At 67.1% G+C, this 13,146-nt stretch carries 7 protein-coding genes; all 7 read right to left on the reverse strand.

Going from position 1 to position 13,146, the window contains the following annotated elements:
* Nucleotides 1–42 precede the first annotated feature (42 nt).
* The gene (locus JS531_RS11210) at nucleotides 43–5,118 is read right to left on the reverse strand and encodes a carboxypeptidase regulatory-like domain-containing protein (RefSeq protein ID WP_214311497.1); all 5,076 of its coding nucleotides are present in this window, start codon (nucleotides 5,116–5,118) and stop codon (nucleotides 43–45) included.
* A gap of 202 nt (nucleotides 5,119–5,320) precedes the next feature.
* On the reverse strand, nucleotides 5,321–7,672 hold the full coding sequence (locus JS531_RS01300) for a hypothetical protein (protein ID WP_214311499.1): 2,352 nt from the start codon (nucleotides 7,670–7,672) through the stop codon (nucleotides 5,321–5,323).
* A gap of 33 nt (nucleotides 7,673–7,705) precedes the next feature.
* Entirely contained in the window at nucleotides 7,706–8,692 is a 987-nt protein-coding gene (locus JS531_RS01305; RefSeq protein WP_214311507.1) for a LacI family DNA-binding transcriptional regulator, read from the reverse strand.
* A complete protein-coding gene (locus JS531_RS01310) occupies nucleotides 8,689–9,390 on the reverse strand; it encodes a YesL family protein (protein WP_214311509.1) in 702 nt (233 codons plus the stop codon). Before JS531_RS01310 ends, JS531_RS01305 begins: the two co-directional genes overlap by 4 nt.
* 127 nt (nucleotides 9,391–9,517) lie before the next feature.
* The gene (locus JS531_RS01315) at nucleotides 9,518–10,402 is read right to left on the reverse strand and encodes a carbohydrate ABC transporter permease (RefSeq protein WP_214311511.1); all 885 of its coding nucleotides are present in this window, start codon (nucleotides 10,400–10,402) and stop codon (nucleotides 9,518–9,520) included.
* 6 nt (nucleotides 10,403–10,408) lie between these two features.
* Complete coding sequence (locus tag JS531_RS01320; RefSeq protein WP_214311518.1) at nucleotides 10,409–11,383, reverse strand: sugar ABC transporter permease; 975 nt, start codon at nucleotides 11,381–11,383, stop codon at nucleotides 10,409–10,411.
* A gap of 280 nt (nucleotides 11,384–11,663) precedes the next feature.
* The gene (locus JS531_RS01325) at nucleotides 11,664–12,971 is read right to left on the reverse strand and encodes an ABC transporter substrate-binding protein (RefSeq protein ID WP_214311520.1); all 1,308 of its coding nucleotides are present in this window, start codon (nucleotides 12,969–12,971) and stop codon (nucleotides 11,664–11,666) included.
* Nucleotides 12,972–13,146 lie beyond the last annotated feature (175 nt).

Here is a 13,146-nt window from a genome sequence, read left to right on the forward strand (position 1 = left end):
ATCTCGGGAGGCGGCGCGCCAAGTGGGTGGTCGGGTCCGCCGTCAGCGGCGTTCCCGGCGGATGGCGGCGGCGGCGAGGCCGCCGGTCAGGGCGAGGACGGCCAGCGCGGCGACCGCGGCGACCGCGGATCCGGTGCGGGACAGCGTCCCGCCTTGGGTTCCGTCGGAGGGCTTCGCGGCCGGCTTGTCGGCGTCGCCGGCGGGCACGGCCTCGAGCGCGGCGACCGCGGCCTTGACGGCCTTGACCTGCGCGTCGACGGCCTGCTGGTCGGCGTCGGCGTCGGTGAGGACGCCCTTGGCCTTCGCGATCGCCTGGGCGAGCGCGTTCCAGCTGTCGGCCGTGTAGTCGTTCCGGTCAAGGGCTTCGGCGTCGGCGATGGCCTGGGCGAGTCCGGTCCGGTCGACTTCGCCGGCGGGCGGGTTCGGGTCGACGGGTCCGGCCTTCGCCTTGACGGTGACCGTGGCGGTGGCGGTGGCGGCGTTGCCGGCCTTGTCGGAGGCGGTGTAGGTCACCGTGTACGTGCCGGGTGTGGCGGTGTCGACCTTGTCGACGGCGGTGCCGTCGCGCGTGACCGACGCGACCGTGACCGCGACGTCGCCGTCGGTCTCGTCGACGGCGGTGACGCCGGCGAGCGGGTCGTAGTCGGCGCCGTACTCGAGCGTGACGTCCCTGACGCCGGAGATGACCGGCGCGGCCTTGTCCTCGACGGGCGGGTTCGGGGTGTCGCCGCCGGCGAACGCGGCGCGCATGGCGGCGCGGACGACGGGCACGTAGTACCGTTCGATGGCCGGGAAGTTCGGGTGGGTGCCGGAGGTCGAGCCGCTGGTCTGCGGCAGGCCGGTGGAGCCGAGCGCGGTGAACGAGAACTCGCCCTGGTTGGCGTCGGTCACCTCGAACGTGTCGTACACGTCGGCCACGGTCACGCCCTTGGCGGCGCAGACCTTGTCCTGGATGTCGTGCAGCGTGGCCTGGATCGCGGCGTCGCGGGTGTTGAGCTTGGGCACCTGGACGAACACGATCTTCGCGTCCGGCCACTTGGCCTTCATCTGGTCGATGACGCCGCCCAGCTGCTCCTCGTACATGGCGGTGGTCCACTTGTCGCCGGCCTTGTCGATGGACATGGCGTCGTTGGTGCCGCCGTCGAAGATCACCATGTCCGGCGATGCGGCAGGGGCCTTGTCGATCTGCGCGGCGAGGTAGCGGGTGGACCAGTCGGCGGCGCCCTTGATGACGGTGGCGCCGTTCTGCGCGTAGCGTCGGACGGTCACGCCCTCCTCGGCTCCGGCGAAGGTGGCGAAGCTGGCGTCCGCGTACTTGTGTCCGGCGATGATCGAGTCGCCGAACGCGTAGGCGGTCCTGCCGTTGAGCGGCAGGTCGAGGTCGGCGGCCTTCGTCGCGCCGGCGAACAGCACGTCGTCGATGGTGTGGACGGCGGTGCCTTCGTAGTTGACGGCGAACAGCGCGGCCATGGAGGTGGCGCGCGTGGCCGCCTCCCCGGAGGCGATCGGGTCGCCGCCCGCGGCGGGGGTGATCGCGTACGTCACCGTGCCGGCCGTGAAGTCGGCGCGCACCTTGACCTGGTAGGCGGCGGTGGCGTCGGCTTCGGTGGCGGTCCAGGTGGGTTCGCCGTTCCTGAACTGCTTGGCGCCGACGGTGGAGGCGGTCCATTCGATGTCGCGCGGGGCTGCGGTCGCGTATCGTACGGTCTGCTTGGATCCGTCGTTGCCGGCGGCGACGGCGAACAGGAGGCGTCCGTAGGCGTCACGCAGTTCGAGGCCGGCTTTGGCGGTGGCGTCGGCCTTCCACGTGAACTGCGCTTCGGCGGTCTTCTGGGCGCGCACGGCGATCGGCAGCGTGGCTTTGACGGCCTTGCCGGCGGCGAGGTCCGTGCCGACGGTCAGCGTGCCGTCCGTCACGGCGGCGTTGCCGGTGAATCCGAGGTTCTCCGGGTCGGTCTGCTGCGTGAAGTCGGCGGAGAGCAGCGGGCTGAGGTCGGTGGCGGGCGGGTTCGGCGTGGTTCCGCCGGAGCCGGAGCGCGCGACCTTGATGACGTAGTCGGCGGTGTCGCCGGCGAATTCGTCGACGTTCACGTCGATGGTGTTCTCGCCGTCCGTAAGGGCCACGTCGGCGGTGTCGCCGGTGGTCTTGGCGCCGTTGACGAGCACGGTCTGTCCGTCCCAGCCGCGCGTGAACGTGAGCGTGAGGCTCTTCACGGAGTCCGGCACGGTGACGGTGTACGGGTTCTCGGCGCCGAGGCGCGTGTGGTCGAAGGCGGGCGTGAGTTCGTGGCCGTCCACGGCGAGCGCCTTGAGCGCGGCCGTCTGGGTGGCGTCGGCGCGGGTGATGACGGCCGTGTACGTGGCGGTCCTGCCGCTCTTGGAGGTGACGACGAGTTCGACGTTGTTCGGTCCGGTGGCGAGCGGCACGTCCGCGGTGGCGGCGGAGGAGGCCGTGCCGCCGTTGATGGCGACCTTGGCTCCGGCGCTGTTGGCCTTGGCGGTGAGCGTCGCGGTCTCGGCGTACGGGCCGGCGTCGGCGGCGTACGTGCCGTCCTCGGCCTGCGTGAACGTGAGGTCGCCGTAGGCGGAGGTGGCGGTGAGCGATCCTAGCGTGGTGTCGTCGGTGGTCTTGACGAGGTCGAAGTCGACGGTGGTGGTCTGCGCGAGCTTCACGGCCACGTCCGTCACGGTGCGGGTCGCGTAGTTCTTGCGGGAGGCGGTCACCGTGTAGCCTTCGCCGGGGGCGACGGCGAACGAGTAGGCGCCGGGGTGGGCCGGGTCGACGGAGCCGAGCGTGCTGGTCGTGGTGTCGAGGGTCTTGCCGTCCTTGTCCTTGAGGGTGACGGTGATGCCGCCGACGGCGCTGCCGTTCACCGTGGTCGTGCCGGCGATGGTGCCGGTGGTCGTGGTGGCCTCGCCGAGCGTGAGGTCGGCGGCGACGGTCTGTCCCTTGGCGACGGTGACGGTCGTGGCGGCGGAGTCCTTGTGGCCGGGGGCGGTGGCGACGAGCGTGTGGCCGCCGGCCTTGAGGCTCAGCGTGTACGCGCCGGCCGCGTTGGTGGAGGCCGTCTTGGCGGCGTCGCCGTCGGCGGTGACGGTCGCGCCTTCGACGGGCGTGCCGTCCGCGGTCTTCACGGTGCCGGTGACGGTGCCGGCCTCGGCGTCGGCCTGGGTGCCGGCGGGGCCGATGGACGGCGGATCGGCGATCGGGTTGCCGAAGAAGTCGGCGGCGATCGGGTTGTCGTTCGCGCCGTCGGCGCCGGTGGCGGTGAAGCCGGGCATGATGGCGGCGAGGTCGACGGCCTTGCCGGCGCCGATGAGCGGGGAGCCTTCGCCGGGCTTCGCGTTGTCGAGGCCTTCGGCGGGGTTTCCGATCTTCGGGTCGTCGGTGACGGCGGCCTGGTCCGCGGCGGCGGGGGTCATGTGCTCGCCCCAGTAGGCGTTGTTGGAGAAGGTGACGCCGGTCTTGGAGTCGGAGAAGGTGACGCCCTTGACGTCCTTGGCGTTGAGGTTGACGAACGTGTTGTTGAACACGTAGTGGAGGTTCTTCGTGTTGAAGTAGCTGGATCCGGACGAGCCGAAGAATCCGACGTTGCCGTTGGATTTGCTCCACGGCTTGATGGTGTTGACCATCAGGTTGTTGTAGATGGCGTTCACGCCGGTGGAGCCGTGGCCGTTGACGTAGTAGCGTTCGACGTCCTGGATGATGTTGTAGCGCACGACGGCGGTGCTGAAGCCGAAGCCGCACAGGAGGATGCCTTCGCCGGAGTCATGCACGTAGTTGCCTTGGATGACGACGTTGGAGGTGCCACGGTCCGGGTCGATGCCGTTGGAGTCGGCGGCGTTGGGGCGGGCGGCGAGCTCGGCGACCTCGTTGTTCTGCACGACGATGTCGTCCGCGTAGTACATCTCGATGCCGGAGACGCCGGCGCCGTCCACCACGTTGTTCTCCACGGTGGCGCCCTTGACGGACGTGAGGTACATGGAGTCCCAGCCGAACTGGGTGTCGCGGTTGGTCATGTAGTTGCCGGAGATGGTGACGCCGGTGTGCGGGGCCCAGTCCGGGTCCTCCTTGATGGTGCCGTTCACGGCGGCCTTGCCGACGGCGCGGTCGCCCCAGCCGGGGGCGTGGTCCTTGTACTTGTCGGTGCCCATGCCGGAGAACTGCTTGAAGACGAGGTTGCCGAAGGAGGTGTTGGCGATCACGTTGTCGCGCACGGTCACGTCGGTGAACGTGGAGGCGGTCTTCGCGTCGCCCTTGAGGCCTTCGAACATGATGCCGCCGGTGCGCTTGGAGCGGTCGAGGCCCCATGCGCCGATGGCCCACTTCTGTCCGGACACGTCGTGCACGTACAGGCCGTGGATGTCGTATCCGGCGAGGACGCCGGCGCTTTCGCCCTGGATGTGCACGCCCCTCAGGTCGCCGGCCTTGGGGTCCTCGTCGGAGGTGAACCTGGAGGGGTCGAAGCCGTCGGTGAGGTTGGAGATGTCGAGGTTGGAGATGTCCCAGTGCTGCTGGTTGGTGAGCTGCAGCACGTCGTTGACGACGCCGCGGCCTTCCAGCTTGGGGGCCGGGTCGGCGTCCGCGTCGCCGTCGCCGTAGCTGGACAGGACGATCGGCTTCTCGGCGGTGCCGGAGCCCTTGGGCGCGAGCAGGGCGGTGGGGGCCGCGCCGTCCACGTCGGTGCCGGCACCGTTCTTCCACGTGGTGTAGTCGTAGGCCTCCTTGGCGACGGCGTCGCCTTCGGCGGTCCAGGTGCTTCCGGCCTTGAGCAGGATGCGGTCGCCGGGCTGGAACTCCTTGGCGTTCACGTTCGCGAAGGTCTTCCATGCGGTGGCTTCGCTGGTGCCGTCGGCGGCGTCGTCGCCGCCCGCGGAGTCGACATAGTAGGTGGTGCCGTCGCCGGCTGGGGCGGAGTCGTCGGCGACGAGCAGGCTTCCCGCCTTGACGACGTTCCGTCCGGCTTCCTTGAGCGCGGTCTTGTCGGTGTACCCGGTGAAGTCCGCGGCCGCGGACGCGTCGGCGAAGGCCGACGTCGTCGGCATCATCGCCGCGGCCATTGCGGCGGAGACGCCTATCGTGACGACGCGTGCGGCCCATTGTCTGAATGCACCCATGCGTTTCCTTTCCTCTGGATCGGCCCACTATGGATGCCGGATGCGGCGTTGCGGTGGACCTGAGGCAAAGCCAACTTTGGCTTGCCATATTTTCTGCAAACTTTCCATTAATTTGCTTAGATACAGCATAACATGAAAAAACGCGTCCGCCACCCAAGCATGGAATTGCTTTGGCAACGGACGCGCGTTGTTGCAACGGACACTACCGCCGGCGGCGCGCCAGCAGCACGACTCCCCCGAATACGGCCGCCGTCAGTGCCGCCGCGAGCGCCGCGGACACCGACGAACCCGAGTTGGCAAGGGTTTCCATTTGTTCGAAACCATTTGCATGATGTTGCGGTGAATCGTCCCCGGCATCGGGTTTCCCGGTCTCGGACGCGCCACCGCCGGAGCCGTCCCCCGTCCCGCCGGAGCCCTGCGTACCGTCGCCGGATCCGTCGGAACCACCCGCATCGCCGCCCGTACCCTCGGAACCGTCCGTCTTCCCGTCGGCGCCGATCGGTTCGACGTTCCGTTCCGGGGTGATCGGCTGCCCGTCGGCGTCGAGCGGCGTGTCGAAGCCCAGGTAGTAGTCGAGCTCGTGGTCCTGCATGTAGCCCTTGACGGTCATGTCGTTGCGGTAGGCGGGGTTCTGCGCCAATGTGGCCACCCGGTAGTCGGTGGGCTGGTCGGTGCTGAAGATGACGAGCTCGCCGAACGAGGCGTCCGTGTAGACCACCTCCTCGCGCCAGTCGCCGAACAGATCGCCGTAGAACAGCGGACGGGAGGTGCGTGTGCCGGACGATTCGTAGCCGCCGCGCGAGGCCACGGCGCCGAAGCTCTTCGCGTTGAGCCCCGTGCCGGAGGCGGAGGTGATGCGCCTGAGCTTCTTCGCGGCCGGATCCCATTCGTTGAAGGTCATCGAGTTGAGCAGCTCGCGGCCGAGGTCGCCGTCCCACAGCACGCCCATGTCGGGCCAGATGCGGCCGGAGACGCCCGCCTGGCGCGGCGCGATGGTCTCGCCGGTGGCGGCGTTCTTGAGGCCGGCGCTGCTGGACCACACCTCGGCGCCTGGCACGTCGGGGTCGATGTCGCCCACCATGCCGCGTCCCACGTCCTCGGCCACGCCGTCCCACTCGCCGCTCGAGGCCGGGTATTTCCATAAGGTGGCACCGGGCTCCTCCCCCACGTAGGCGGGGTCGTACACGTATTCCTTCATGCCGTTCGGGTTGAGCTGCTGCACCGCGTATCCTTCGAGCCCGTCGCGGTCCGGCAGCAGGTCGGTGATGTAGAACCGGTCGCCGTGGTGCGTGCCCTCGGAGGCGGCGAACGACTGCCGCAGCGTGCCGTCCGGGGTGAGGCAGAAGAGGATGGAGCAGGTCTCGTCACGGCCGTCGCCGTCCACGTCGACGATGCGGATGTTGTGCGCGTCGTCGGTGAGGTCGGCGGGCGCATCCCATTCCCACCGGCGGTTCAGCGACGTGCCGTCGAAGTCCCACGCGGTGTACATGAGGTTGAAGTCGCCGGCGTTCGGTTTGCCGTTTGCCCCGTCCTGCCGGTTCTTCAACGCGGCGATGAGGCTGGGCGTGCGCCCGTCCAGGTAGCCGACGCCGAAGCGCGCGTACATGGGCCCGTCGGCGAGATACGTCTCGGGTACGGGCGCGACGGCCCGCATCGTGCCGGTCTCGCCGTCGATGACGGCGATGGCCTGCCGCACGTCGCCGTCGAGTCCCTCGTACGTCGTGCCGTCGGCGAAGGTCGTGCCGTTCGCGATGCGCACGGCGACCTCCGCCTTGCCGTCGGAGTCGAGGTCGTAGACGGTGACGCCGTCGGCGGACCCCTGGTCGATGGCGGCCGATCCGCCTTCGATGCGTCCGCGGTCGAGGCTGTTGCGGCCCAGGTCCACGCGCCACAGGAACGTGCCGTCGGAGGAGTAGGCCTCGAGCTTCTGCGATCCGGCGGCCGTGGACGTGTCCTCGGGCTGGCGGTCGATGACGTAATCGTATTCGCCGTCGCCGTCGAGGTCGCCGGGCCACAGGTAGGCGATCGGGTCGTGCGAGGCGTCCACGGGGATGCGCACGATCGGCTCGGCGGCGGCGCCCGCCTTGAGGGTGAACGAGTTCGCCTCTCCCCCGGTGCCGCGGCCGTACTGTTCCGTCAGCTCCCTGCCGTCGACGACGGGCACGACCCGGTACGTGTTGTCGACGTCCGGGTCGGCGGTCGCGTCGACGAGGTTCGTGCCGCCGGTCAGCGGCGCGTCGTTGAGCCGCACCGTGCCGCCGTCGGCGGACGTGCGGTACACGTTGAACGCGATGCCGGACGGGTCCTGCGCGAGCAGTCGCCAGGTGACGAGCGTCTCCGTGGCGTTCCGGCGCACGGCGACGACGCCGCGCGCGAGGTTCTCCATCAGTCTGCCGGTCCCGGAGGCCGTGGCGTGCGCGCCGGCGGCGGACGCGACGCCCCCATCGTCCGCCACGGCCGCCTGCGGCGCGCACGCCAACGTCATCGTCATACCGGCCGCGCACAGCGCGGCCCCCAATCGCCGCATCGTCGCGGCATGTCGGACGTCCTTCATCGGGCGTTCCGCCTTTCTCTCTGCGTCTTTCCGTCAGGCGGCGCGGCCCACGCTGTGGCGCAGCACCAGTCGGGCCGGCACGGTCACCGAGGTGCCGGGCACGTCGCCGCCGCTCAGGCGGCTGAGCAGCGCCGCGGCGGCGTCGGCGCCCAACGCGGCGGCCGGCATGTGGATGGAGGTGAGCGACGGGTTGTTGAGCGCCGCCACCTTGTCGTTGTCGAAGCCGATGACGGACACGGAGTCCGGGCAGTCGTAGCCGCGCTTGCGCATGCCGGCCACGAAGCCCAGCGCCATGAGGTCGTTGTAGGCGATGACGGCCCCGGTGGGGTTCACCAGGTACTCGTCCACGAACACGGTGCCGCCGTCGATGGTGGGCAGGCACGGGTGGGAGCGGCGCAACGTGATGTTGCGCGCGTTGCATTCGTCGGAGATGGTGCGCCATTTCACGCCGCCCACCCAGGACGTCGGCGGGCCGTCCAGGTAGGTGATCCGGTGGAAGCCCATCATGGCGAAGTAGCGGATGGCCTGCTTGACGGCGTCGCCGATGTCGATGATCACGTTGGGCACGCCGCGCACGTTGCGGTTGACCACCACGATCGGGCACAGCTGCGCGCATTTGCGGATCATCACGTCGGGCATGCGCGAGGACACGAGCAGCACGCCGCGCACGTAGGGCAGCACCTCGTCGAAGATGATGCGCTCCTTGGCCACCACCTCGCGCGATTCGCTCACCACCATGCCGAAGCCGCGCGCCGAGCATTCGTCCTGCACGCTGCGGCAGATGGCCGCGAAGAACGGGTTGGACAGGTCGGGCACGATGACCGCCACGAGGCCCTTGCCGGTGCCGGACCTGCGCGTGGGCACGGGGGCGGCGTGGTAGCCGAGCGCATCGGCGGCCTCCTGCACCTTCTGCGCGGTGGTGGCGCTCACGCGCCCGGGGGCGGCGAACGTGCGCGAGACGGTGGACGGCGCCACGCCCGCGAGCTTCGCCACGTCGTAGATCGTCACCTTGCCGTTCATCGCGCGTCCTCCCGTCCGGAATCCGCGGGGTCGACCACGACGAACCGCTTCATGCCGTCCCAGGCGGCGAACACGCCGATCAGGGCGATGAGCGAGAACCCGAACAGCGGCATGACGACCACCGTGTACGGCAGGAACGCATAGGTGGCGACGAGCACCGCGGCCGAGGCCGCGAACGCGAGGACCATCCACCCCAGACGCATCTGCGTGACCAGCACCGCGTTCCTGAGCACCCGCCCCACGGACAGGTCGGTGAACGCCACCATCGGGAACGCCATCATCATGGTCATGACGTCGAACACGGCCACCACGAGGCACACGCCGCCGAGCGCCATGCCGGCGGGCATGCCGGAACGCGGGTAGAACAGCACGCCGAACAGGGCGAGCGCCAGCACGCCGAACAAGGCCAGGCCGCACAGGCTGGAACGCCTCCACTCGCGCGTGAACGCGCGCCAGTAGTCGTGGACCGGATAGCAGACGCGGCGCTGCACCAGACGCCCGGTCACCGCGCTCATCGCGGTCATCGCGCACGGGATGGTCACGACGGGCAGGCAGGAGAGGATGAACATGAGGTTGAGGCCGATCAGCCGGCCCCAGTGCCATTTGATGACGGCGAAGAACAGGGCGATGCCCTTGGGGTTGGCCTGGCGGTCGCTCTCATGCGCGTTGCCGTTGTAGAGCATCGAGTACAGGCTCATGGCGCACCACTTTCGTAAGGATGGATGGAACAGATGGAAACCACGTGATAGCGATGCGTCCGGCACCATGCCGGAAGGAAGGAGAAGCAAGAAGCATGGTGCCGGACGTATCGGTTGTTGGTTGGTGTTATCCCTTCAGACCCGAGGTGCTGACGCCTTCCACCAGGTACTTCTGGAAGAAGAGGAAGATCAGGACGGAGGGAAGGATGGAGACGGACGCCATGGCGAACAGGGCGCCGTAGTCGGAGGAGGAGCCGGGGTCGGAGAAGAGCTTCAGCGCCAGGGCCACCGGGTACTTCTCGGTGTCGGACACGTACAGCAGGGCTCCGAGGAAGTCGTCCCAGCGCCACATGAAGGAGAAGATGCAGCCGGTGACGAGGGCCGGGGTGAGCAGCGGGAAGATGACGCGGGCGAAGATGCCGTAGAAGGAGCAGCCGTCGATCTTCGCGGCCTCGTCGAGGCTCTTCGGGATGCCTTCGATGAAGTTCATCATGAGGTAGATGAAGAAGCCCTGGATGGCGAAGCAGTAGGGGACGATGAGCGGCAGGTAGGAGTTCGTCCAGCCGAGCTTCTGGTACCACAGGTACTGCGGGACCATGAGCACCTGGGCGGGCAGCATCATCGAGATCATCATGGCGACGAACAGGAGCTTGCGGCCCTTGAACTTCAGGCGGCTCAGCGCGTAGGCCACGATGGCGGAGGAGAACACGGTGCCGATGGTGGCGGTCACGGCGATGAACAGCGAGTTGCCGATGTACCGGAAGAACGGGATGCCGGGTTCGAAGCCGCGGAAGCCGTTGATGTAGTTTTTGAGCGTCCACGTGGTCGGGAAGAGCTGCCCGGCGGTGGTGAACACGGTCTTGGTGGGCTTGAAGGAGCTGAACACCATCCAGGCGATGGGGTACAGCATGAGCAGCGCGAATCCGAAGACCAGGACGTGGTAGACCACGCGGCCCGGCTTGATGCGCGGCTTCGATGCGGAGACTGCGGTGGAAGTGGTTGCAGCGGTCATGGTGGATCAGGCCTCCTCGTCGTAGACCCAGAAACGCTTGGTGGCGAACAGGAACAGGGTGACGGCGCCGACCAGAAGGAGCATGATCCATGCCATCGCGGCGCCGTAGCCGGCATGGTAGTTGGTGAAGGACTCGTCGTACATGTGCACCATGTAGAACAGCGTGGAGTTCATCGGCTTGCCCTGCGTGATGATGTAGCACTGGGTGAAGGCCAGGAAGCCGTTGATCATCTGCATGACCAGGTTGAAGAAGATGGTCGGGGTGAGCAGGGGCAGGGTGATCTTCCAGAACTGCGTCCACTTGCTGGCGCCGTCGACGCTGGCGGCCTCGTACAGCTCGGCGGGGATCTGCTTGAGGGATGCGAGGAAGATGAGCATCGAGGAGCCGAACTGCCAGACGGCCAGGATGATGAGGGTCCAGATGGCGGTCTTCGTGTTGCCGAGCCAGGCGAAGTCGGACTTGACGCCGAACAGGCCCAGCACCTGGTTGATGGTGCCGTCGGAGGCGAACATCTGCTTCCACAGGACGGCGATGGCCACGGATCCGCCGAGGATGGACGGCAGGTAGTAGGCGGCGCGGTAGAAGCCGGAGGCCTTGGAGTTCTTGAGCAGCAGCATGGCCACGAAGAGGGCGAAGATGAGCTTGAGCGGCACGGAGACGAGGGCGAACAGGAAGGTCACGCCGAGGGACTTCCAGAAGAGGTCGTCCTTGGTGAACATCTCGACGTAGTTGTCGAGGCCGATCCAGGAGGCCTCGCCGATGATGCTGTAGTCGGTGAAGGAGTAGTACAGCGAGAGCACCATCGGGACGATCATGAACATGAGGAAGCCGAAGATGAACGGGGAGGCGCAGACATACCCTGAAACGCTTTCCTTGTGCAGGAAGCTGCGGATCGCGCCTTCCTTGCGGAAGCTCACCCCGGATGTCGTCTTGGCCCGTAGACCGTTCGCCTTGGGGGCGACTGCGGTTGCGTGAGACATGGCAATGCCTTTCGAAATCTGAAGAAGTTGGAGTTTGCGCGATTCAGGCCGGAACACGTGCCTGTCCAGCCGTGCCCCGGCCTGAGTCGCTAAGGAGGAGATTGGAGTTGGAGGTTGAAAGGAGAAAGAAGGAGTTGCGGTTCCGGCGGCGTGCCGCCGGGGGTTGGAATGTCCGGGCGGACCGGGACCGGGGGTGTGTTGGTGAGAAGAGGCTTGGTCGCCCCGGCTCCGGTCCGTCAGGACAAGTGTGTTCGTGGTGTGGCTATCACGCTCGCTTTCGTCACTTGCCGCTGGCGAGCGCGTCGTTGGCCTCGTCGACCAGGGTCTTGGCGGCCTCGGCGGCGGTGTTCTTCTTGTACAGGACGTTCTCCTCGGCGGTGGGCAGCATCGTGGAGTTGAACTCGGTGGCGGCGGACGGGGCCGGCGGGTTGATCTTGGAGCTGTTCGGGATCACCTGGTCGTTGAGGAACGCGACGGACTTCTTGTCGGTGTCGGCGAGCGACGGCTCGAGGGCGTCCATCATCTTGGAGTTGATGGGCAGGCCGCGGTCGGTGGACATGGCCTTCACGGCCTTCTCGTTGTTGGTGTAGAAGTCGATGTACTTGGCGGCGAGCTCGGGGTTCTTGGCGCTCTTGGAGATCGCGAAGAACATGGCGGGCTTGACGTAGTCGGCCTTCTTGACGTTCTTGGCCGGCCAGGTGGTCATGGCCAGTTCGGTGCCGTCGGTGAGCACGGACTGCATCGAGGTGAAGTGGGAGGTGAACTTGAAGGAGCACCAGGAGCGGGAGGCCGGGTCGGAGCCGTAGACCAGCGGGTCCTGCTCGACGGAGCCGGCCTTGATCTGGGCGAAGATCTCGGGGCTGATGTGCCAGCCGTCCTCGATGCCGGTCTGGTAGACGTCGAGGTACTTCTCCACGTCCTTGGCGCTGGCGCCGAGCTTGCCGTCGGCGAACAGGGTCTTGCCCTCGCCGCGCAGCTGGTATTCGAGCAGTTCGGAGGCCTCGTAGTAGCGGTAGTTGGTCTTGACGCCGGTCTTCTCGTACACCTGCTTGGAGATGTCGATGAAGTCGTCGGTGGTCATCTGGTCCGGGACCTCGATGCCGGCCTTGTCGAGCAGGGTCTTGTTGTAGATGAGGGCCGGGGCGGTGTTGCCGAGGCTCAGCGCGTAGGTCTTGCCGTCGAGTTTGCCGGCCTGGAGCACGTTCTTGTCGATGTTCTCGGTCTTGATGGTCTTGCCCAGGTAGTCGTCGAGGTCGAGCAGCAGGCCGTTCTCGACGTACTGCTGCAGGTAGGAGTAGTCCATGGCGATGACGTCGGGCATCTGCTTGCCGGCGGCGTTGGTGGACAGCTTCTTCCAGTAGTCGTCCCACTCGGAGAACTGTCCGTTGACGGTCACGCCCTTGTTGGCCTCCTCGAACAGCTTGTTGACCTTCGCCTGGCGTTCGTTGCGCTGCTGGTTGCCCCACCACGCGACGGTCAGGGTGTTGGCGTCCTTGCCATCGGAGGAGTTGGAGTTGCCGCACGCGGCCATCGAGAACATCGCCGCACCGGCGGCGATCGCGGCCACGATCTTCTTGTAGGTCTTCATCCTGCGAACCTTTCTTGTACTGCCGAAGGTGTGATCTTCATCGACCATCGGCTGTGTGGAATCCGTCTTCCGTGACGTTTTCCTTGACAAGAAAGACTATAGCAAAGATTTCCATAACAACACGCCTTGTTGCAACTTGTTTCCGCAATTATTTCCACAAATTCTTGCAGCAAGA

This window comes from Bifidobacterium sp. CP2 (assembly GCF_018555635.1).
Classification (GTDB): domain Bacteria; phylum Actinomycetota; class Actinomycetes; order Actinomycetales; family Bifidobacteriaceae; genus Bifidobacterium; species Bifidobacterium saguinibicoloris.